The organism is uncultured Helicobacter sp., from assembly GCF_937893305.1.
GTDB lineage: Bacteria > Campylobacterota > Campylobacteria > Campylobacterales > Helicobacteraceae > Helicobacter_D.
Genome location: NZ_CALBGN010000001.1, coordinates 140,283 through 162,147 on the forward strand (window position 1 = coordinate 140,283; position 21,865 = coordinate 162,147).

At 35.2% G+C, this 21,865-nt stretch carries 23 protein-coding genes; 15 read left to right on the forward strand and 8 right to left on the reverse strand.

Annotated features, from left to right (window positions below):
* Positions 1–17 precede the first annotated feature (17 nt).
* The 5 genes from Q0358_RS00620 to Q0358_RS00640 all read left to right on the forward strand — a co-directional run bounded on the left by Q0358_RS00620 (position 18) and on the right by Q0358_RS00640 (position 4,150).
* Entirely contained in the window at positions 18–917 is a 900-nt protein-coding gene (locus Q0358_RS00620; RefSeq protein ID WP_299545939.1) for a branched-chain amino acid ABC transporter permease, read from the forward strand.
* 6 nt (positions 918–923) lie between these two features.
* Positions 924–2,111 carry a branched-chain amino acid ABC transporter permease gene (locus tag Q0358_RS00625; RefSeq protein ID WP_299545941.1) on the forward strand — a complete coding sequence of 396 codons (1,188 nt, stop codon included), beginning with the start codon at positions 924–926 and terminating at the stop codon, positions 2,109–2,111.
* Entirely contained in the window at positions 2,111–2,884 is a 774-nt protein-coding gene (locus tag Q0358_RS00630) for an ABC transporter ATP-binding protein (RefSeq protein WP_299545943.1), read from the forward strand. The genes Q0358_RS00625 and Q0358_RS00630 overlap by 1 nt, the downstream gene beginning before the upstream one ends.
* On the forward strand, positions 2,871–3,566 hold the full coding sequence (locus tag Q0358_RS00635) for an ABC transporter ATP-binding protein (RefSeq protein WP_299545945.1): 696 nt from the start codon (positions 2,871–2,873) through the stop codon (positions 3,564–3,566). Before Q0358_RS00630 ends, Q0358_RS00635 begins: the two co-directional genes overlap by 14 nt.
* An 89-nt stretch (positions 3,567–3,655) precedes the next feature.
* Positions 3,656–4,150, forward strand: coding sequence for a hypothetical protein (locus Q0358_RS00640; RefSeq protein ID WP_299545947.1), 495 nt, complete (start codon positions 3,656–3,658; stop codon positions 4,148–4,150).
* 19 nt (positions 4,151–4,169) lie between these two features.
* Here the strand turns inward: Q0358_RS00640 and Q0358_RS00645 are convergent, their stop codons facing one another.
* Together Q0358_RS00645 and Q0358_RS00650 are read right to left on the reverse strand one after the other, a co-directional pair.
* Positions 4,170–4,880, reverse strand: a complete 711-nt coding sequence (locus Q0358_RS00645; RefSeq protein WP_299545949.1) for a DNA alkylation repair protein — start codon at positions 4,878–4,880, stop codon at positions 4,170–4,172.
* Positions 4,843–7,035: an NADP-dependent isocitrate dehydrogenase gene (locus tag Q0358_RS00650; protein WP_299545951.1), complete on the reverse strand. Its 2,193-nt coding sequence runs from the start codon at positions 7,033–7,035 to the stop codon at positions 4,843–4,845. The genes Q0358_RS00645 and Q0358_RS00650 overlap by 38 nt, the downstream gene beginning before the upstream one ends.
* Before the next feature lie 207 nt (positions 7,036–7,242).
* Here Q0358_RS00650 and Q0358_RS00655 point away from each other — a divergent pair, with 207 nt between their 5' ends.
* The 7 genes from Q0358_RS00655 to bcp are packed head-to-tail and all read left to right on the forward strand — an operon-like array spanning position 7,243 to position 12,029.
* Positions 7,243–7,977, forward strand: a complete 735-nt coding sequence (locus Q0358_RS00655; RefSeq protein ID WP_299545953.1) for a thiol peroxidase — start codon at positions 7,243–7,245, stop codon at positions 7,975–7,977.
* A complete protein-coding gene (locus Q0358_RS00660) occupies positions 7,977–9,101 on the forward strand; it encodes an ABC transporter permease (RefSeq protein ID WP_299545955.1) in 1,125 nt (374 codons plus the stop codon). The genes Q0358_RS00655 and Q0358_RS00660 overlap by 1 nt, the downstream gene beginning before the upstream one ends.
* Before the next feature lie 2 nt (positions 9,102–9,103).
* Positions 9,104–9,850 carry an ATP-binding cassette domain-containing protein gene (locus tag Q0358_RS00665; protein WP_299545957.1) on the forward strand — a complete coding sequence of 249 codons (747 nt, stop codon included), beginning with the start codon at positions 9,104–9,106 and terminating at the stop codon, positions 9,848–9,850.
* Between the two features lie 9 nt (positions 9,851–9,859).
* Complete coding sequence (locus Q0358_RS00670) at positions 9,860–10,684, forward strand: MlaD family protein (RefSeq protein ID WP_299545959.1); 825 nt, start codon at positions 9,860–9,862, stop codon at positions 10,682–10,684.
* A gap of 2 nt (positions 10,685–10,686) precedes the next feature.
* Positions 10,687–11,229: a hypothetical protein gene (locus tag Q0358_RS00675; protein ID WP_299545961.1), complete on the forward strand. Its 543-nt coding sequence runs from the start codon at positions 10,687–10,689 to the stop codon at positions 11,227–11,229.
* A gap of 9 nt (positions 11,230–11,238) precedes the next feature.
* On the forward strand, positions 11,239–11,556 hold the full coding sequence (locus tag Q0358_RS00680) for a dihydroneopterin aldolase (RefSeq protein ID WP_299545963.1): 318 nt from the start codon (positions 11,239–11,241) through the stop codon (positions 11,554–11,556).
* Between the two features lie 2 nt (positions 11,557–11,558).
* Complete coding sequence (bcp, locus tag Q0358_RS00685; protein WP_299545965.1) at positions 11,559–12,029, forward strand: thioredoxin-dependent thiol peroxidase; 471 nt, start codon at positions 11,559–11,561, stop codon at positions 12,027–12,029.
* Between the two features lie 16 nt (positions 12,030–12,045).
* Here the strand turns inward: bcp and Q0358_RS00690 are convergent, their stop codons facing one another.
* The 6 genes from Q0358_RS00690 to Q0358_RS00715 all read right to left on the reverse strand — a co-directional run bounded on the left by Q0358_RS00690 (position 12,046) and on the right by Q0358_RS00715 (position 18,105).
* On the reverse strand, positions 12,046–13,464 hold the full coding sequence (locus Q0358_RS00690) for a DegQ family serine endoprotease (RefSeq protein ID WP_299545967.1): 1,419 nt from the start codon (positions 13,462–13,464) through the stop codon (positions 12,046–12,048).
* 77 nt (positions 13,465–13,541) lie between these two features.
* Positions 13,542–14,684 carry a 1-deoxy-D-xylulose-5-phosphate reductoisomerase gene (dxr, locus tag Q0358_RS00695; RefSeq protein ID WP_299545969.1) on the reverse strand — a complete coding sequence of 381 codons (1,143 nt, stop codon included), beginning with the start codon at positions 14,682–14,684 and terminating at the stop codon, positions 13,542–13,544.
* On the reverse strand, positions 14,681–15,478 hold the full coding sequence (locus Q0358_RS00700) for a phosphatidate cytidylyltransferase (RefSeq protein WP_299545971.1): 798 nt from the start codon (positions 15,476–15,478) through the stop codon (positions 14,681–14,683). Before Q0358_RS00700 ends, dxr begins: the two co-directional genes overlap by 4 nt.
* Positions 15,479–15,718: 240 nt before the next feature.
* On the reverse strand, positions 15,719–16,360 hold the full coding sequence (locus tag Q0358_RS00705; RefSeq protein ID WP_299545974.1) for a protein-L-isoaspartate(D-aspartate) O-methyltransferase: 642 nt from the start codon (positions 16,358–16,360) through the stop codon (positions 15,719–15,721).
* 4 nt (positions 16,361–16,364) lie between these two features.
* Complete coding sequence (locus Q0358_RS00710) at positions 16,365–17,090, reverse strand: carbon-nitrogen hydrolase family protein (protein WP_299545987.1); 726 nt, start codon at positions 17,088–17,090, stop codon at positions 16,365–16,367.
* Positions 17,080–18,105, reverse strand: coding sequence for a ribonucleotide-diphosphate reductase subunit beta (locus tag Q0358_RS00715; protein WP_299545976.1), 1,026 nt, complete (start codon positions 18,103–18,105; stop codon positions 17,080–17,082). Before Q0358_RS00715 ends, Q0358_RS00710 begins: the two co-directional genes overlap by 11 nt.
* A gap of 104 nt (positions 18,106–18,209) precedes the next feature.
* Between Q0358_RS00715 and Q0358_RS00720 the strand changes: the two genes are divergently transcribed.
* Genes Q0358_RS00720 through Q0358_RS00730 form a run of 3 tightly spaced genes read left to right on the forward strand, consistent with a single transcriptional unit; the run spans position 18,210 to position 21,801 of the window.
* Positions 18,210–20,360, forward strand: a complete 2,151-nt coding sequence (locus tag Q0358_RS00720; protein ID WP_299545978.1) for a cation-translocating P-type ATPase — start codon at positions 18,210–18,212, stop codon at positions 20,358–20,360.
* The gene (locus Q0358_RS00725) at positions 20,348–21,259 is read left to right on the forward strand and encodes a flagella basal body P-ring formation protein FlgA (RefSeq protein ID WP_299545979.1); all 912 of its coding nucleotides are present in this window, start codon (positions 20,348–20,350) and stop codon (positions 21,257–21,259) included. The genes Q0358_RS00720 and Q0358_RS00725 overlap by 13 nt, the downstream gene beginning before the upstream one ends.
* Complete coding sequence (locus Q0358_RS00730) at positions 21,256–21,801, forward strand: UbiX family flavin prenyltransferase (RefSeq protein WP_299545981.1); 546 nt, start codon at positions 21,256–21,258, stop codon at positions 21,799–21,801. The genes Q0358_RS00725 and Q0358_RS00730 overlap by 4 nt, the downstream gene beginning before the upstream one ends.
* Positions 21,802–21,865 lie beyond the last annotated feature (64 nt).

The following is a 21,865-nucleotide window of genomic DNA, read 5'->3' on the forward strand; positions in this document are numbered from 1 at the left end:
TGATTTAAGGCTATAAATTGGATTTTTTAACCTTTTTTCAGCAGTGTATTAATGGCTTAAGCTTAGGAAGTATGTATGCGCTTATTGCCATTGGTTATACGATGGTCTATGGCTGTTTGCGTCTTATTAATTTCGCACACGCCGATATTATGATGGTTGGTGCGTTTTTGGTATTTTTTGCAGTAAGTGCATTTGGAATCCCTTTTTATGTTTCAGCGATTCTTGCAATTGTGCTATGTGGAATCTTGGGAGTTTTAATTGATAAAATTGCTTATACGCCTTTAAGAAGTGCGCCAAGAATTTCAATGTTAATTACTGCAATTGGCGTGAGTTTCTTCTTAGAAAATGTGTTTAATGTTTTTTTTGGTTCGACGCCTAGATTCTTTAATGCGCCAGAGTTTTTTATGCAACCCATTACGCTTTTTGGCGTGAGTTTAACGGCAATTACAATCATTGTGCCTATTGTAACGCTCGTGTTACTTGTGCTGCTTTTGCGTTTTTTGCATCACACAAAGCAAGGAATGGCAATTAGAGCAAGTGCATTCGATATTAACACTGTGCGTTTAATGGGAATTAATGTAAATAATATTATTGCACTTGTTTTTGCTATTGGCAGTATGTTAGCTGGAATTGGTGGAATCTTTTATGCAATTTCTTATCCTACAATTGATCCTTTAATGGGTGTGTTAATTGGTCTTAAAGCCTTTGCGGCAGCTGTTCTTGGTGGGATTGGAAGTGTTGGTGGTGCTGTGCTTGGAGGTTTTATCCTAGGTTTTACGGAAGTTATGGCAGTTGCACTATTCCCTGAGCTTGGCGGTTATAAAGACGCATTTGCGTTTTTATTTTTGATTTTGGTGTTGCTGTTTCGCCCAATTGGAATTATGGGTGATTGGCGTTTAGAAAAAAGTCGTTTTTAGGAGCGTATGATGATCAAAACTTTTTACACAAAAGCTCCCACAACTACGACTTTAGGATTCCATATTTCTTTGTATATCTGTGCAATTTGCGTGGTTTTTGCAGCGCAGACCTTGCTTGGAGATTATGCGCTTAGGATTTTTAATAATATTTTAATTTTTGTGATTTTAGCAGTAAGTTATAATCTTATTAATGGTGTAACAGGGCAGCTCTCTTTGGAGCCAAATGGATTTGTTGCCATTGGTGCGTATATCACAGCATTAATGCTTTTAGATGAAGATTTGAAATGGAGTATGTTTCAATTAAGTGATCCACATCCTTTTGTGCTTAGTATGTATAGTGAGCTATTACCTGCACTTTTTTGCAGTGGTGTAGTGGCGGCGATTATTGCAGTTTTGCTTTCTTTTCCGGTGTTTCGTGTGCGTGGGGATTATTTGGCAATTGTTACGCTTGGGTTTGGGTTTATTATTAAAATTTTAGCAATTAATAACCCAGAATGGACAAATGGTGCGATTGGCTTAAATGAGATTCCAAACAATCAAGACTCTGTTGTGCAATTTATTGAGCAAACTTTACTTTATCTAAGTAGTGGAGATTCTGTATTTAGTGGGTTTTTTAATCTGCTTTATACGCATGCATTTACAAGTGGTGCAAATATCACGGTGTTGTTTTGGAGTGGGATTTTTGCAACAGCATCTGTGATTTTGATTTTGCAAATTGTGTATTCTAAGTATGGACGCGCAATGAAAGCAGTCCGTGATGATGAAGATGCAGCTATTGCAATGGGGATTAATACTTTTAAGATTAAAACTTTTGCATTTAGCACAAGCGCCTTTTTAGAAGGAGTTGGAGGCGGACTTATGGCGGTTTGGCTAACAACCATTGATCCAAAAATCTTTGGCTTCGAGCTAACTTTTCAGCTTTTAATTATTATTGTTCTAGGTGGTTTAGGGAGTACGACAGGAGCGATTTTAGGAGCGATTTTAGTGATTGGCGGAGGTGAGTGGTTAAGATTTTTGGATCAACCTTTAGTGTTCTTTGGCACTGATTTTGGAACATATCCCGGTCTTAGAATGGTATTTTTCTCTGTGATTTTACTTGTAATAATGCTTTTTGCAAGAGAAGGAATTATGGGAAAAAATGAAATTTGGGATTTAAATCCCACAAAGATAAAATGGTTTAAAAGGAGGCAGTGATGGCAATTTTAGAACTTGAAAATGTCGGCATTGCCTTTGGTGGCTTAAAAGCAATTGATGATGTAAGTTTTAAGGTGGAATCCAAACAGATTTTTGGATTAATTGGTCCAAATGGTGCGGGCAAAACAACAATGTTTAATATCATCACTGCAAATTACAAGCCAAATTCTGGAAAGGTAACTTTTCTTGGTAAAAATATTTCGCGTTATAAACCAAATACAATCGTAAATTTAGGGATTGCTAGAACCTTTCAAAATATCCGCCTTTTTAGTTCGATGAGTGTGCTTGATAATGTATTAATTGGCTTACATAATGATGCAAGATATAGCTTTTTTGAAGCTGCATTTCGCATTGGACGATATTTCAAGGAAGAAAGACGCATTAAAGAGCGAGCTATGTGGCTTTTGGACTATATGGGCTTGGGGGATAAAATCCACTTAAATGCTAGTGGATTAAGTTATGGGAATTGTCGTAAAGTTGAGATTGCAAGAGCGTTAGCCACAAATCCTAAGTTGTTATTGCTAGATGAGCCAGCAGCAGGTATGAATCCCAAAGAAACACAAGAGCTAAGTGAGTTAATTTTCAAAATGCAAAAAGATTTTGATTTAAGTGTTTTGTTGATTGAACACGATATGCCCTTTGTAAATGCTCTGTGTGAGCAAGTTTTAGTGCTTGATTATGGGAAGAAACTTTTTTGCGGGACACCGCAAGAGGCGATTAATAATGCAGAAGTTATTGCTGCATATTTAGGGGATTTTTATGCTACAAGTTGAAAATTTAGAAGTGCATTATGGCTTGATTGCTGGATTAAAGGGGGTTAATTTTCACATTGAAGAACACGAGATTATCACGCTAATTGGTAGTAATGGAGCAGGTAAGACTTCAAGTTTAAATGGAATTGTCCATAGTGTGAAAACTAAAGGAGTGGTTAGATTTTTTGGAGCAGATATTTCAAAAGTCCCCACACATAAGATTATCCAACGTGGAATCGCACTTGTTCCAGAGGGAAGGCGTGTATTTACAGGGCTTAGTGTAGATGAGAATTTACGAATGGGTGCGTATAATAATGATGAAAATTTTTCTGTAATGCGTGAGAAGATGTATGCGCTTTTCCCGCGTTTAAAAGAGCGATATAAACAAGTTGCTAGCACAATGAGTGGGGGGGAGCAACAAATGCTTGCAATTGCTAGAGCATTAATGAGTGAGCCAAAGCTATTAATGCTTGATGAACCAAGTCTTGGACTTGCACCAAAGGTGGTAGGTGAGTTATTTGAAATCCTTTTGAGCCTAAAAGAAAATGGAATCACAATTTTACTAGTAGAGCAAAACGCATTTGCCGCACTAAAAGTTGCAAATCGTGCGTATGTGCTAGAAAATGGCAAGATTGTAATGGAGGATTTAGCAAAAAATATGCTAGAAGATAAAGAGATAAAAAAGCGTTATTTAGGTGGATAGCATTAATACTGTATAGACAACTTTACAAAATATTTTGGAATAATTATTGCTTGTAATGATTATAGAAATAAATTGTTCAAGGAGTTATTATGAAAATTAATAATTATTCAACTACTTATTATTGTCAATGTAGCCCTTTAAAAGTAGAAAAGAATAAAGATTTGCAAGATTTTGAAAATATGTTAAATGTTAAAAAAGAAGAATCAAAAAGCAAAGAAACACAAGACAACACTCAAAAAGAAGATAAAAAAGCATCACATTTAGTTAGCGCAAAAGAAGCAAGATTGCTAGGTAGTGCTATATTTATTAATGCCGTGAGAGAAACTATGAGAATTCAAGGTATTAATGATCCTTCAAAGATTGATTCTGCAATTTTAAGTGAAGTAAGAAGCAAAAGACATAATGAAAGCGATCCTATAAAAATTAAAGCAATGCTAGAAAAAGATTTGGAGGTTTTGCAAAGCCCTACGGATATTCAAAAAGGATATTATATGGGGCAAATTGAAAGTGAAGCACGTTTTCAAGATAGAAAAAATCAAGCCATTGATTATGTAAAAGAATTATTACAAAATATAAAAGCCTAATGATTTTAGAGTTTAGACGCTAGATGTTTCGGATTATTAATGCTTTTACGCGCTGCTTATCTTTTAGCTTTACGCGTAAGGATTCTCGGATTTTTTGAATTGCTTTGTTGTGAATCCAAGTTGTAAAACTTTTATTTTCTAAAAACTCCAAAACAATATTGGAATCTTTAGTAAAATATACGCACACTGCCCAAGCAATCGCCATTTTAACATAGTAATTTTCATGCTTTATTTTGCTTAAATATAAAAGTGCTTTTGAGATTTCTTGTGTTTTAAGAAGCATTACAATGCCAAAACGCAAAACATAGGGGGATTGTGCGTTTAAATAAGGTGTAACAAGCTCCCATAAGTGTGTTTCATTAAGATTTTTAAGTGCTGCGCAAAAACAATCACAAACCCACCAATTATCAAGCCGTAAAACAAAAGAGTGAAGCAATTTTGGATTCCATTGTTTTTGTAGATAAAGTGCTAAAACATAGCCTTCTAAAAGATTTTCTTCAAAATAGATATGTGATGTAGAATCGTTTAGATAATCCGCAAGAGATGTTTTAAGAATGTGTTTTGCTAAATCCTTAATGGACTTGGTTTTTACACCGATGATTTTAGATTTTTCTAAGTTTGGGAGAAGTTTTGCGCAAAAATTTTGATGCCTTAAATCTCTTAAAGCAAGGAGTTCTTGCCTAAGAGAGAGTTTAATGGATTTTTGCAAGGATCGCATTAAAGGTTGCACTTGGGCGCATAATTGCTTCACAAGCCTTGTCATCAAGCTTGTAATAGCCTCCTAAATTAACTTTAACACCTTGTGCATTGATGAATTCCTGGTGGATTTTATCTGCATTTGCGCTAAGTTCTTCATAGATGTCTTTAAAGAAGTTTTGAAGTGTGAAATCTTTTGTGTTGTTTGCTAGAGCTTTTGCGAAGTAAAGTGCTAAATAGAAGTGGCTTGTGCGGTTGTCATCTTCTTTTACCTTGCGTGAAGGAGCCTTGTTATTATTTAACCATTCACCAATGGCTACATCAAGGGAGTCTGCAAGGATTTGTGCTTCTTTTTTTCCTGTTTTTTGTGCATAAAACTCTAAACTTGCCTGCAAGGCTAAAAACTCTCCCAAGCTATCCCAACGCAAATGGTTTTCTTCTACAAGTTGTTCAACTTGTTTTGGCGCGCTGCCTCCAGCTCCTGTTTCAAACATCGCTCCACCATTTAACATAGGCGCGATAGAGAGCATTTTCGCACTTGTGCCAAGCTCTAAAATAGGAAATAAATCTGTTAAATAATCCCTTAAAACATTGCCTGTAATAGAGATTGCGTCCTTACCATCACGGATTAACTTTAAGGATTCTAAACACGCTTCTTTAGGTGCTAAAATTGCAATACTCTTGCCCTTTTCTTTTAGTCTTTCTTGCACTAAATCTGCCATAATTTTATTGCTTGGGCGTTTTAAATCTAGCCAAAAAATCGCCTTGTTTCCTGTTAAATCAGCACGCTCAATTCCTAAATCAATCCAGTTTTGTACGGCATCAAATTTTGCAGTATTTGCACGATAAATATCACCTTTTTCTACGCTGTGTTCAAGTAGCGTATTGCCTTTTTCATCTGTGATTTTAAAGATTCCATCTTCTTTTGCAATGAAAGTTTTATCGTGTGATCCGTATTCTTGTGCTTTTTTTGCCATTAAACCCACATTTGAAACGCTTCCTAACTTGCTTGGATCTAGTGTGCCATTTGCGTGTAAATCATCTAATACAGCTTCATAAATAGTTGCATAGGTTTTATCTGGGATTAGCGCATTTGTATCGCATTCTTTGCCATCTTTGTCCCATAATCTTGCGCCATTTTTTAGCATTGCTGGCATTGAAGCATCTACAATCACATCGCTTGGGATATGTAAATTTGTAATTCCTTTATCAGAATTTACCATTGAAAGTGGTGCGCTTTTTTCTAAGATTGCGTAGTAAGTTGCTAGGATTTCAGCTTTTTTTGGACTATTTTCAATTTTTGTTAAAAGTTCGCTTACGCCGTTGTTAGGATTTACTCCAAGATTATGAAGTTCTTCGCCAAAAGCATCAAATAGTTCCTTAAAATACACACTAACAGCGTGTCCAAAAATCACAGGATCGCTAACTTTCATCATTGTAGCTTTTAGGTGGAGTGAGAGTAAAATATTTTCATTTTTACATACTTCAATTTGTTCTTTGTAAAATGCGCGCAAGGCTTTTACGCTCATAAAAGTCGCATCTAAGATTTCATTTTTGTCTAATTTTAAATTGTCTTTTAAAATTTCTGTGCCACTTTTGCCTATAAAGCTGATTGTTGCTGTTGTGGAATCCTTAATTAAAACTGCTTTTTCATTGTCAAAAAAATCCCCTTTTTGTATATAAGATACACGCGTTTTGGATTCTTTATTAAAAGGAGTGATTCTGTAAGGATTTTTTTTCGCATATTCTTTAACTGCCTTAGTGCAACGCCTATCAGAATTTCCCTGTCTTAGCACGGGATTAACCGCAGACCCTAAGACTTTTTGGTATTTTTCTTTAATCGCTTTTTCATTAGCATTGCTAGGATCATCAGGAAAATCTGGAATCGCAAAGCCTTTCTCTTGCAACTCTTTAATGGTCGCTTTAAGTTGTGGGACAGAAGCGGAAATATTTGGCGTTTTAATTAAGTTTGCATTAGGAGTATTTACAAGCTCTCCTAGCTCTTTTAAAGAGTCTTTAACAGGCTCTGCGAGATGTTCTCTAAATTGTGCTAACACGCGTGCAGAGAGTGAAATATCAGAAGTTTCAACAGGGATTCCAACTTTTCCTAAAAATGCTTGCACAATAGGCAAAAAAGAGTAAGTAGCAAGTGCTGGAGACTCATCAGTTAAAGTGTAAGTGATTCTCATTTTGGATTCCTTTAATTTTGAGATTTGGGGTAGAGTATAGCAAAGAATTTTTCAAAAAATGATAATTTTAGAAAAGATTTATTTTACTTTTTAGAATTTTTTACATTATGTTGCACTTTGTAAAAATTCTAGTGATTGAATTTTTAGGGATTTTTGATTTTGGTTATTATACAATGCGTCTTTATTACAAAAATTTAAGGAAAAATGATGAAAAAATTTGTACTAAGCTTGTTTGTTATGCTAGGATTTGCTAGCTTTGCATTTGGAAATTTTGAAAAAAATTTTAAACAAAGTATTAAAGAACTTACAAACATTGATGTAGAAATTCAAGTTAAAAAACAATTGAAAAGTTTTAATGGAGAATATTTTGTGATTGGTCGCACAAAAAGCGGAGAGATTTTTCCTGTGATTGTGAGTCAAGATGGTAAGCATTTCATTGGGCTTAGTAGTGTGATGAATTTTAGCAAAGAAGATTCTGCAATGATTATGGGAGAGATTAATAAGGCTGGGGAAGAGAAAATGAAAGCCGATGAAGCAGGGCTTAAAAAGCTTTTTAGTTCTTTTAAGGAGAGTGATTTTGTGATCTTAAAAGGTGAAAAGGAGAATTTGCCTACAAAAATTGTAGTAACTGATCCTGATTGTCCGTATTGCCGCAAACATCTTGAAGCTATTGAATCACAGCTTAAAGAAGCAAATCTTAAACTAATCTTTGCACCAGTGCATGAAGAAGAAGCTTTTATTAAAGCGCAATTGATTTTAAATGAAAGCGCAAAAGTTAAAGATAATGCAAAAAAGATTGCAATTTTACGCAAATATTATAAGGATATTAAGTTGAGTGATAGAGAAAAAAAGACAGATATTAAGCAAGTGAGATTTACCGCAGAAAAAATCTTTGGTAGCAACTTGATTAGTGGTGTGCCATTTATTTTTGAATTTAAATAATGCTAGCTAAAGTAGAATTTGAGCAAGTAAGCGGGAGGATTACACTCTTTGGCTTATGGGATAGAAGTGTCCCAAAATCCACACTAAATGCATTGGAATCTTTACTTGATTTCTTAAAATCGCATCATAATCAAAAGGTTAGAATCCAAAATGATTTAAGTTTTGATTTAGATTTTTGTGGAGGGGCAGTGCTTTTAAATTGGATAGAAAATTTAAATAAGCATTGCTCCTTAGAAAATACGCTTTTAAACTCTCCAAAAACTGCAGAAATTTTTTCTATTTTGCAAAGCAAAACAATGTTAGAAAAAAAGGATTTTACCCAAGATATGATCCAAGCGCATAAAGATACTTTGGAGATTTTAAAGGTGTGGGGGAATCGTCTTATTGTAACACTTAGTTTTTTAGGCGAGATTGTTTATATGGCGTATCATAGTGTTCTAAATCCTAGAAATTTTCGCATTAGAGCATTATTTTTTCAAATTCAAGAAGCAGTGATTAAAGCAGTGCCTATAATTTCGCTTGCTTGCTTTTTAATAGGGATTGTGATTGCCTATCAAGGAAGTTTGCAATTACGGCAGTTTGGAGCAAGTGTACTTATTGTGGAGATGAGTGCAATGCTGACTTTGCGTGAGATGGCACCTATTATTGTGGCAATTATTATTGCAGGACGTAGTGCTTCAGCATTTAGTGCAGAAATTGGAATGATGCGTGCAACACAAGAAATTGACGCTATGCGTGTTATGGGGTTTAACCCTGTAACTTTTCTTATTTTTCCGCGTATTTTTGCTCTATTGTTTGCGTTGCCTTTGGCTGTATTTATTGCAGATATGTTTGGATTGCTTGGGGGAATGTTGATTTCACAATTACAGCTTGGGATTAGCAGTGAGCATTTTATAGAGCGTTTTTTGCAAACCGTAGAAATGCGACATTTTTGGATTGGAATGCTAAAAGCTCCATTTTTTGGGCTAATCATTGGATTGATTGGCTGTTATCACGGATTTGCCACACAAAAGGATACGCGTAGTATTGGTGTGCATACAACAAAAAGCGTGGTGGAATCTATTTTTTGTGTGATTGCATTTGATGCGCTTTGCTCTGTGCTTTTTACACAAATGGGCTGGTGAGAATGGAATCTAAAATGCAAGAACCTGTTGTAGAAGTCTGTAATTTAACCACTAGTTATGGGGACAGGATTATCCAAGATGAGATTTCTTTTAAGATTTACAAAAAAGAAATTTTTGCATTACTTGGTGGGAGTGGAAGTGGTAAAAGCACCCTTCTTAATACAATGATTTTTTTAAAAGCTCCAAGTGGTGGGGAGGTTAGAATTTTAGGCAAGAATATATGGAATCTAAATCCTAGTGATTCTTTGGAGATGAAACTAAATTTGGGAGTTTTGTTTCAATTTGGCGCACTTTTTAGCTCTCTTAGCGTGCTAGAAAATATTATGCTCCCTTTAAGAGAATACACAAAATTTAGTCAAAGAGATATGCAAGAGCTTGCCTTTATGTGGCTTGTGCGTGTTGGACTTAAAAAAGAAGTGGCAAACTTATATCCTAATGAGTTAAGTGGCGGAATGGTGAAGCGCGTAGGGCTTGCTAGAGCTTTGGCATTAAGTCCTAAAATTTTATTTTTAGATGAGCCAACAAGTGGATTAGATCCTAGAAGTGCTAGACATTTTGACGCACTAATTGCACAACTTAGGGATTTATTGGGGATTAGTGTAGTGATGGTAACACACGATATGGAATCTGTTAAAGGCGTGGTGGATAGAATGATTGTGTTAAAGAATAAAAAAGTGTTTTTTGAAGGTAGTTTAGGGGATTTAACAGCACAAGTAGAATCGCTAGAAGCGTTTTTGGATAAGATATAGGAGGGATTTATGGAAGCGCGGTTAAATTATGTTTTGCTTGGCGTGTTTTTGGTGGCTTCATTGGTGGCGTTGGTGGGATTTGTGTTTTGGATGGGAAAATATGATAGAAATCTTGGAGCTTATAAAGAATATTATTTGTATAACAAAGAGTTACCAAAAGGGATTCGTATAGAAACTCCTGTGCGTTATCTTGGGCTTCCTGTGGGATTTGTAAAAAGCTATGATTTAAGCAAAATGCAAGATGGAGTGGAGATTGTCATTTGGGTGGAAAAAGAAATCATTTTACACAAAGGAGTGCGTGCTAGTGTGGAATCACAAAGCTTAACAGGAGGAAATTATATCGCACTTGCTCAAGGAGATGGAGAGCCTTTTGCTAAGGAGGATAAAGCAGTGATTGAGTTTCAAGAAAATTGGATTGAAAAGATTGGTAGTAAAACAGAAGTCATTTTTGATAGACTTGAAGTGAGTCTTGATCATTTAAACTCTCTTTTAAGTGAGAAAAATCTTGCAAATGTAGAAGTTGCATTAGAAAATATTATGCACGCTTCTGTTAGCTTTAAAACGGCTTTAAAAGATCTTAATAGTGCATTTGTTAGCACAAAAGATGCGATGGACGGAATCCAAAAAAGTAGTGCGCTTTTTAATGCGTCTTTACAGCGTGGAGATTATAATTTGCGTTCTATTTTAACACCGCTTTTGTTTCAGCTAGAGCAAAATTCTATGCGTTTAGATGGAATCTTGCAAAACACGGAGAGTGCCTTAGAAGAGTTTTCAAGCTCTCCTAGTGGATTTTTGTTTGGCGGACAAAGAGAGATTTTGGGTCCAAGGGAGTAAAAATGCTTAAGATTTTAATATATGGTGTGTGGAGTTTTGGTCTTTTGGTGGTTTTTAGTGGATGTTTTGGGAAGATGCCGCAGATGCAGTATTATGAGATTGGAGCATTAAAGAGCGAGGAGTTAGAATCTAAAAAAGATTCCAACTTTTTTAAACATCTTAGTTGGGAAATTAGCGTTGTGTCAAAGATTGCTAGTAAGAGAATTGCTTATAAAAATAATGCAAATTCTATTGCGTATTTTTCTAAAAATGCGTGGATTGAACCTTTTTCTGTAATGTTAAATTCCTTAGCGCAAAAAATTGCTGGAAACTATGGAATTTGGAATGTAAAAAACAGCAAGGAACATATAAAAATCAATGTGTTAGATTGTTATTTTGATGCGCAAAAGGAGCAAGTGTTTGTGCGTTTTTTGATAGAGTCTAACAAAGAAAATATTTTTATAGAAAAAATTGAGTTTGTGGAGAGTGGAGAGTTTATTCAAATCATTAAAAGCTTTGAAAGAGCATTAAATGCAGGATTTGTGGAGATTTTTACAAAATTTTAGGAAAAGAATGTGTGGAAGATTGCATTAGAAGATTTAGAACTAGAGTGCATTATTGGAATTCTGCCTTATGAACGCGAGAAGGCACAAAAAATTTGTGTTAATGCAGAGTTTATAGTGGAGAGTGAGTATTTAGACTATCGCTTGTTAAGGAAGTATATTATAGGTGCATTTGCAAAGGAATTTGGACTATTAGAAGAAGCTCATAAATATTTTTTAAACACACTCCCTAAAGAGTTTCCGCAAATCAAGGAATTTTGGATTAAAATTACCAAGCTTGAAATTTTTAGTGATTGCAAAGTTTCAATTACAAGTTATTATAAGGAGTAGTTATGGAATTACAAATCAATGAAGAAGCCCCTCTTTTTAGCCTGCCAAATCAAGATAATGCCGAGATTTCTTTACGTGATTTTCGTGGAAGTTTTGTTGTATTATATTTTTATCCTAAGGATAAAACTCCCGGCTGTACTACGCAAGCGTGTGATTTTAGGGATTCTATGAATGCTTTAGGTGCGTTAAATGCAGTGGTTTTAGGTGTTAGCCCAGATAGTGTGAAATCCCATCAAAGCTTTATTGAAAAAGAAGGATTAAATTTTACTTTATTGAGTGATGAAGAAAAAAATGTGCTAAAACTTTATGGTGCTTGGGGGCTTAAAAAGCTTTATGGCAAGGAATATGAAGGAGTGATTCGTTCTACTTTTATTATTGATCCTAAAGGTAAAATTGCGTTTTTTTGGAAAAATGTGAAAGTGAAAGGGCATATTGACGCAGTTAAAGAAAAATTAAAGGAGCTAGGAGTTTAAAGGCTCTCCTAGCATATTATTTTGCCACAATGCTAAAGATTCTCCCGCGGCGATTTAAGAGCATTCTTTTAGCTTGTCCCTTATAGCGTTGCATTGCTTGATTAAATTCTTTGATGTTTGTAATGCGATAGCTTTCAATTTGTGTGATAATATCCCCACTATTAAAGCCTAACTCATCAGCTCTTGAGCCTTGTTTTACGCGACTTACTAAAACGCCTTCAATAGAGTTTGGAATCCCAAATTGATTTTTTATTTCTTTGGTTAAGGGTTCTATTTCAAGACCCGGGATTCCACTTTTTGCACCATTATTTATTTTTTCATTAATCGTATCTTTTGTCTTAGCAAGTGTTAAAGTGAGTGTTTTTTCATTCTTATCACGTAAGATAGTGAGTGTAACTTTAGAGTTAGGATTTAGTGTGCCAATGATATTTTTTAATTCTGCGGCACTTTTTACATTAATGCCATTAACTTTTGTGATTAAATCCCAAATTTGCAAGCCTCCTTTTTGTGCTGGAGAGTCTTCTTCAATAGAAATAACTACTGCTCCTTTTTGGTTTTTATACACATCTCTTAAATCATTATCAATATCTTGAATGCTAACACCTAAATATCCGCGTTCAATTACGCCATCTTCAATGAGTGCTTTAGCGATTTTTTTTACCATTTCAGAAGGAATTGCAAATCCAATTCCGTGATTACCTCCTGTGCGCGAGAGAATAGCAGTGTTAATCCCTATTAATCCACCACGACTATCTACAAGCGCACCGCCACTATTTCCGGGATTTATGGAAGCATCAGTTTGGATAAAGTTTTCATAATCATTAATCCCGATTCCACTTTTATTAAGTGCGGAGATAATCCCTTGTGTTACGCTCTCACCTACTCCAAAAGGATTTCCGATGGCAAAGACTATATCGCCTACTTGTAAATCATTGCTAGAGGCAAACTTTAAAAATGGTAAGTCTTTTGCATTGATTTTGATAATGGCTAGATCACTTTTTGCGTCCTTGCCGATAACTTTCGCTTCAAATTCCTTATTGGATTCTGGAAGAGCTACAAGGATTTTGTCGGCTCCATCAATGACATGATTATTTGTTACAATATAGCCATCTTTTGAGATAATAACACCACTTCCAAGACTGCGTTCTACTCTATCTTTTGGAATCATTGCACCAAAAGAATCTCCAAAAAACTGCCTAAAGAAAGGATCATTAAAAAATGGGTGATTTTGAAGATTTGGTGCTTTAACTTTTTTTTGTGTGGAGATATTCACAACAGCATTTTTTGCTTCTTTTATGGAGTTGTGAAAAGAGTAGATTTTAGTTTGTGAAACATCAGGTGTTTCGCGATTTATTACACTTGGCAATTCACTAATTTCAAAGGCAAAAACATTGCTAAGAACAAGTGCGCTAAGTAGTAAATTTTTGATTTTCATAAAAATACTCCTTAAAGTTTTGTGTGTATTATTTCAAAAAAATGTAAATCAATAAATAATAAAAAACTATCCAAGATTTATAATAGCGATTTTGCGTAATCTCTTACTTCTAAATCTAAGGCTTTAATGCTGTTTATATCTCTAAAATCTGGTTCTTTAAAGGTTTCTAATGCGCGTTGAATAATCTCTGTAATTTTGCCAAAAACAATAAAGTCTTGCAAAAACGCTTCCACAGCCACTTCATTTGCCGCATTTAGCACAAGCCCTAATTTTGGATTTTGCAATAGATCGCTTTTTAGATTCCATAGAGGATAGCGTGTTGTATCAATTTCTTGCAGTGTGTAATTGATGTTTTTAGGGTTTAAACGCTCAATAATAGAAGTATTTTTGTGTGGATTTGTGGAATCAAAATCCCTTAAAAATTCTTCTTCTAAGCCTAATCCAAAGCAAATTGCATAAGCGATTGGAAGTTGCATATTTGCATTTGCAAAATGTGCAACAACGCTTCCGTCCCAAAACTCTACAAGAGCGTGTATATGAGAGTTTCTCTCAATAAAAGCATCAAGATTTTTAGAGTCAAAAAGCCAGTAGGCTTCTAGGATTTCAAAGAGTTTATTGATCATTGTTGCAGAATCTATCGTGATTTTCTTGCCCATTTTCCAATTTGGGTGTTTTAATGCGCTTGTGGCGTTTTGCTGTGGGATTTCTTTTAAAGGAGTGTCGCGGAATGCTCCACCACTAGCAGTAATATAGAGATTTCTAAAAGGGCGAGGAGATTTGCTAAAGTTTAATAGATAACTAAGGCTAAAATGCTCACTATCAATAGGGATAATCTGTCTTGTGTCTATGCAATCACCAGCAACTACAAGGCTTTCTTTGTTTGCTAGGGCGACTTTTTTTTGACAAGAGATTGCACAAAGTGTTGGTGCAAGTCCAATAAAGCCCACAAGTGCATTGATGACAAGTTTGGATTGCGCTTCTAAGATTGCTTGTAAGATTCCATCTTCTCCGTTGTAAATCTTGCCTTTAAATTTAGGAGTAATTAGATGTTTATCTTTTGAGTCTGCGATGATTACGGATTTTGGTTGGAATTGTAAAATTTGCTCATTAAGCAAGGCGATATTTTTGCCAACACCTAGCACTTCAACAGGAAGTTGATAGCGTGCAGCAATCATAAGGGCGTTTATGCCAATAGAACCACTAGAGCCTAAAATAATCATTGTTGAATCAATCCTAAAAGTGCATAAAGAATAATCACGCCAAAGAAATATCCATCTAAGCGATCTAGGATTCCACCATGACCTGGGAAAAGCACACCGCTATCTTTTACATTTGCTTGACGCTTTAAAAGGCTTTCATACAAGTCTCCAAACACGCTAGCGAAACTTGTAATAAGTGTTAAAAGCAATGCATTAAAAAATCCACAAACACCAAGTCCAACAAGTGTCCCAATAATGGTTGCAATACTAACTCCAACAAGCACACCTTCTTTCGTTTTATTTGGAGAAGTTTTGCAAAACGCGCTGTTTTTAAAGAGCTTGCCACCTATCATTTTGCCACCTACATAAGCAAAACTATCTGTTAATCCAATAGTAAAAAGTAGCCAAATGATTGCATTAATAGAATATTGAAGATAGAGTAAATACAAAAAAATAAAAGGAATTGTAGGGTAGATAAAAGGCATCATTTGTTCTAGCCTGCCACATTTTGTGTAGCCTTGATATGCACCCAAAAAGACTAGTGCTACAAATGCTCCTATGGGGGATTCATAGTAATAAACACTAATCCAAACTAGAATTGCCAATATCCAAAATATAAGTTTTGGCGTGTTTGACTGCTCTTGTTTGGTGTTATAGAGTTTGTAGCTTTCGTAAAATCCGATTAAAAACGCAACTCCAAGCACACCCCATAACAAAAGTGGGCTATGAAAAATCACAATTAGCACAATGGCAACAAGCATTACAAGGGCTGTATAAATGCGTCTTGGTTCTAAAGTTTTGATATTATTTAACATAGTTTTCCCAAAAATTAATGATTGCCTAATTATAGCTAACTTTTAGGGTGCTTAGAGTTAGAAATCTTAAAAATATGGAGTCTCACAATAATAAAATCAAAAGAAATAATGAAAAATTTATTTTTTATGGCAATTTTAACTCACATTTTGCTATAATTCCACTCACCTTCCATTTAAGAATAGAGTTTTTCTGTTTATCCCCCTTTTTAAGACGCTTTCTTATGTGGAAGGCTTAAAACTTTAAAATGCGTTACGCTCTAGTCCATTGACAACAGGCACAAACACGCAACTTTCAAGCTCTTCTTTTTGTGTTAAGATTCCATTTTGTTTTTTAAAACGCGTGATAATTTGTGTGTTGTTTATAAGTATTGGTGCAACTAGAATTCCACCTTCGCTTAATTGATGAATTAGGCTTTGTGGGATTTCCTTTGCAGAAGCAGAAAATAAGATTCTATCATAAGGGGCAAAAGTCGTCCAGCCATTTTGTCCATCATCAAGTTTTGTGTTGATATTATAAATTTCACAAAGTTTAATGCGTTCTCTTGCTTCTAGCCAAAGTTTTTCAATACGTTCAATACTAAAAACACGACGGATGAGTTTACTTAAAATTGCCGCTTGATAGCCGCTCCCACAGCCAACTTCTAGCACAGAATCTGCACCTTGAGTTTGTAAATATTCTGTCATTTTTGCCACAGTTAAAGGAGAGCTAATCCATTGACTTGCTCCCATAGGGAGAGCATCAAGGGCGTATGCTAGATGTTTAAAGCCATTAGGAACAAAAAGCTCTCTATTAATACTTAAAAAAGCCTTTTCAGTTTGTGGACTAAGGGGAAAACGCTTGGAGATTTCAAGCACCATATTTGCAGTTTTTAAAGCCTGCATATCTTTAGTTTAGTCCGATATTGATGTATTTTCTCACCTGTGTAACGGCGTTAAAATCTGCTTTTGCTTCAATGATTTCTTTGTTATCATCTATCGTTGCTATTCCAAATGGGGTAATGATTCCACTTCCTTTAGCGCAAGTGTCATTTGCGCCACTGCTTGCTAAAACAAAGCTTTGCGTTGTGATTGCTAGAGCTTTTGTTAGGGTTTCAAAGTTGTCTTTGCGCTCTTTACCCCATTGTGCTGGGACAAAAATCAAATCACAGCCTTTAAGTCTTTGCCAAAGCTCAATAAAGCGCAACTCAAAACAATTTATTGCACCACAAGTTAAGCCATCAATCTTAAAGGGTGCAATTTCTGTAATATCTCCACTTTGAAAATGTAAATGTTCGTTGCCTAGAGGGAAAAGCTTATGTTTGCTTTGCTTATGAAGAAGTTCGCCTTTGTGAAAAACTTTTAAATTATTATAAAAACCATCGCGATATTTTTCAATCATTGTAGTAACGATGGTGCGATCGTTTGATAGCGTTAGTAGCGTCGTAGTTGCTTCTTTTGCAAATTCACTTGCTTCGTCCATCTTTTGATAGCAAAAATTTGTCAAACACACTTCTGGCGTTAGAATAATAGAATCGCTTTGACATTGAATAATAAGGTTGCGTAAATGCTCCAAATTTTCTTCAAAATTTTGCTTTGTTTTAACCTGTAAAGAATAAAGTGTCTTAGAAATCATCAAAATTAATACTCCCTTTTGCGTAATTTGTAACATTTCCTTCAAAGAAATTTGTTTTTTGCTCATTAAAAGAACTAAAAGCATCAACCCACTTTATCGGGTGTCTTGCATTGTAAAGTGCAGGCAAACCAACACGCGTTAAGCGATTGTCTGCAAGGTAACGGATATATTCGTGAATAATCTCGCTTGTAAGTCCTAAAATTTGTCCTTGTGTAATATAATCACCCCAAGCAGATTCCACACGCACAGCCTCTCTAAACATTTCTAAGACTTCTTCAATTAAATCTTTAGTAAAAAGATGTGGCATTTCTTTTTTAAGAGAGTTAATCATATTTTGAAAGAGTAATAAATGTGTAACTTCATCACGCTGAATAAAGCGGATCATTTGCGCACTCCCTAACATTTTTCCACTTCTTGCTAGCGTGTAAAAAAATGCAAAACCGCTGTAAAAATAGATACCTTCTAAGATTTGATTGGCAAACATTGCTTTTAAAAGCGTAGATTCTGTGGGATTTACAGCAAGTTCTTCGTACACATTTGCGATATAATCATTTTTACTTTTAAGCTGAATATCTGTGCGCCACATTTCATAGATTTCATCAGTATTTGCAGAAATGGATTCTACCATTACTGCATAGCTTTGAGAATGTAGGGCTTCTTCAAAGGCTTGACGCACTAGAATTAAGTTAATTTCTGGGCTTGTTACATAGGGATTGACATTATCAATTAAGTTGTTTGTTTGTAAAGAATCCATAAAAATCAGTTGCGCCAAGGCTCTATCGTAACCGATTTTTTCTTCTGGGGTTAAGCCATCAGAGTAATCGCGCTTATCTTGTGTCATATTAACTTCTTCTGGAAACCAAGAATTTGCAAGCATAACTTTCCAAAGATTGTAAGCCCATTGATATTTAATTTTATTAAGTTCAAAAATACTTGTGGGATTTCCTCCAAAAATACGGCGTTCATTGACGCTTTCTTGGGAGTTTGGATTATAAATTTTTTTACGATTTATCATATTGTGCCTTGCAAAAAAAAAGAAATAATTGTTAAAATTTTGAAAGTGGGATTATAAAGTGTTATAAATTTAAAACTCATTAAATATAATTTTTTAGGAATAAAATGAAGATTGTGAAGCTAAATATTAGCGGAATGCATTGTAGTGCGTGTTCTGCTACCATTGAAAAGAATCTAAAAAAGATTCCATCTATTACAAATATTAAAATTAACGCAATTAGTGGGCGTGCAAAAATCGCTTATGAAGATACAAAAATTTCTGCTAAAGAAATTATAGATTTAATCACTTCTTATGGATTTCCAGCAAGTTTTGATGATTCTAAAGCACAAGAAGTGTTGTATGTTAAGAGTTTAGAACGACGTTTGTATGCGGCGATTCCACTTTTTTTGGGGATTTTTATCTTGCATATGGGGGGATTCCATAGTTTTTGGAGTGGAGTTGTTCAGCTAGTCTTAGCAAGCGTTGTGCAGTTTTATTGTGGATATCCTTTTTATAAGGGGTCTAAAAGTTTTTTAAAAACAAAATCTGCGGATATGAATGTTTTAATTGCACTTGGCACAAGTGTAGCTTATGTGTATTCTGTGTATTTGTTTGTTTTAGGGGAGAGTGGATTTTATTTTGAGGGCAGTAGTGCAGTGATTTGCTTCGTGCTTGTTGGAGAATATTTAAAAGCAAGTGCGAAAAAAAAGGCAAGTGATGGTGTAGCAATGCTTGCAACTTTGCTGCCAGCACAAGCAAGGCTATTAAAGTTGGAATCTCATTTTGCGCAAGAGAGTACAGAGTGGGTTGCAATAGATAAAATCCGTAAAGATGATGTGTGTTTGGTGTTAAGTGGAGAAAAGATTCCACTTGATGGCGTGGTGCTTAGTGGCAAGGCGGAAGTGAGCAGTGCGCATATTAATGGAGAAGAGTTGCCAAAGCTTGTAGAGAGTGGGGTGGAAGTGGTTGGGGGAAGTTTGGTTTTGAATGGGGAACTTACAATCCAAGCAACAAAAGATTCTAATGCGTTTTTTGTTTATGAAATGCTAGATTTATTAGAGATTTCACAGAGCCAAAAACCTCCTATTGGCAGACTTGCAGATAAGATTGCAAGTGTGTTTGTGCCAAGTGTAGTGGTAGTTAGCTTGCTTGCGTTTGTGATATGGATAGCATTAGGGGAGAGTTTGGCTTTTGCACTCTCTATTGCTGCTTGTGTTTTAGTGATTTCTTGTCCGTGTGCTTTAGGACTTGCTACTCCCCTAGCTATCGTGTGTGCTAGTATGCGTGCTAAGAATTTGGAGATTTTAATTAAAACTCCAGATATTTATGAGAAAGCACAACAAATTCAAACTATTGTTTTTGACAAGACAGGAACGCTTACAAAAGGAGAGATTGCAATTAGAGAATGCAAGGTTTTGACGCAAAAGGGAGAAACATTTATGAAATCTGTGGCAAAAACTTTGCAACAAAATAATCCACACCCCATTGGAAAAGCAATTTTAGAGTTTGCAAAGGATTCTGCAACACTTTCTTTAGAGAGCAGAGAGTATGAAATCGCAAAAGGCGTTAAAGGGGTAATTTGTGGAATTGAATATTACTTTGGGCAATCACAATGGGTGGAATCTTGCACTAAGATTAGCGTGCCAAAAAACGAAAATGCTATTGTGCTCGCTGGAGATGGAGAGATTTTAGCTTTATTTTATTTGCAAGATTCTATTAAAGAAAATGCAAAAGCCACGATTGATGCTCTTAAAAAGCGTGCAATCACTCCTGTAATTTTAAGTGGAGATCATATACAGAGTGTAGAAAAAGTAGCTAAAGAACTTGGAATTACGGAATTTTTTGCTTCTGTTGCGCCTGTGCAAAAGGCAGAAATTGTCGCAGAGCTCTCTAAAAAAGGTAGTGTGTGTTTTGTAGGAGATGGAATTAATGATGCTCTTGCGCTAAAGGAAGCAAGCTTTGGAATCTCCTTTGTTGAAGCAACCCAATTAGCTCAAGAAGTGGGTGATGTGCTGCTTTTGAAAAACGATTTGTGGGGGATTGTAGAAATTTTTGATCTAGCAAAAGCAACCTTGCACAACATTAAAGAGAATCTATTTTTTGCATATTTGTATAATATCGTATTAATTCCTGTTGCAGCAGGGGCGCTTTATCCTTTTTTTGGAATTGTCTTGCAGCCTGCATTTGCAGGGGCTGCAATGGCATTAAGCTCTCTAAGCGTAGTGGGGAATGCACTAAGAATTTCAAAAATAAGATTGGAAAAATGCGAAAAATAATTTTCTTTTTAACATTTATTGTATGTGTAAATAGTGTATTTGGGTTAGATTATTTTATTTTGCAAAAAGAATATCGGTTTAGTAATGAAGAAGTGTATGCAAAAGACTTGTTTGAAGAGATTTCAAAGGATTTTTTGCTTTTTAAGATTCCAACTAGCTCTAATAATTATCAAGTTAAAAGCAGTCAAATTATCAAAGCCTTTGAAAATGAAGGTATTGCTGTGGGGGCTGAAGTGCCTATTGTTACCTTTAAGCGTGCATTTGGTGGAGATCAACAAGGGATTAAGAATCATATTTTAGCAGAGTTTTTGAAAGAATATAAAAAGAATAATATTCAAATTGAAGCAATCCATTTAGAGCAAATTACTCCTGTAAATTTTAAGGAAGAAGACATTAAATCTATTGATTTCCCTGCAAAGTTGCTAAAGCGTAATGCAGGAAGTTTTGATATTACAATAGGAGAACAAAGAAATAAGCAAATACGAAATAGAAAAGTGTATTTTAAGTATGTTATTGATGCAAAATTACAAGCAATTGAAAGTAGTGAGCCAATTAGCGGAAGAAAAGGAGTAAATTATAATAATGCGCATTTGGTTTGGATTCCATTTGAACGCATTAGTAGTCCTTTAATGGAAGAAAATGAAATGGGAAAAGTAGCAGTGCGTTCTTACACGCCAAAAAGTGTGGTAATCACTAGAGATCGTTTAATCCCTAAACGCGTTGTTAAAAAAGGGGATAGAATTTTAATTAGTGTGGTAGAAAATGGTGTGTTGTTGGAGTTTGTATTAGAAGCGCAAAAAGACGCTGCCATAGGCGATGTGATAAAAGCACGCGTGATTAATGGAAAAAAAACTTATGAAGTGGAGATCATAGAAGAGGGCAAGGGGAGATTATTATGAAGCGTATTATTATAGGGATTAGTGGAGCAAGTGGGGTTGGGCTTGGACTAAAGTTTTTAAAAGCTTTGCCTAATAACTTAGAAAAATATTGTGTGCTTTCAAAGGGTGCTAAGAAAGTTTTAGAGCTTGAAGAGAAAGTGGAGTTTGACTTTAGAGAAATATGGAATCTAAAAATGCTAGATGATGAAGATTTAGGGGCGTGTATTGCAAGTGGATCTTTTGTGTGTGAGTCAATGGCTGTGATCCCTTGTTCAAGTGATGTGTTGGCGAAAATTGCGTGTGGGATTAGTGATACTTTGTTATTGCGTGCGGCAAGCGTGATGATAAAAGAAAATCGTAGATTGCTCTTAGGTGTTAGAGAAATGCCATTTAGTGCAATTATGTTAGAAAATATGTTAAAACTTTCAAAATTAGGAGTTGTGATAGCACCACCGATTTTTGGATATTATGTTGGGAGTAGCGTAGCAGAAATGGAAGAGTTGTTGATGGGGAAATGGTGTGATAGTTTGGGAATTTCTTATGAGTATAAACGTTGGAGATAATTCTGTTTTTTTCATTTAATCTCCCCTTAAGCTTTTCTAGCTATAATTCCACTTCCTTTTTTGC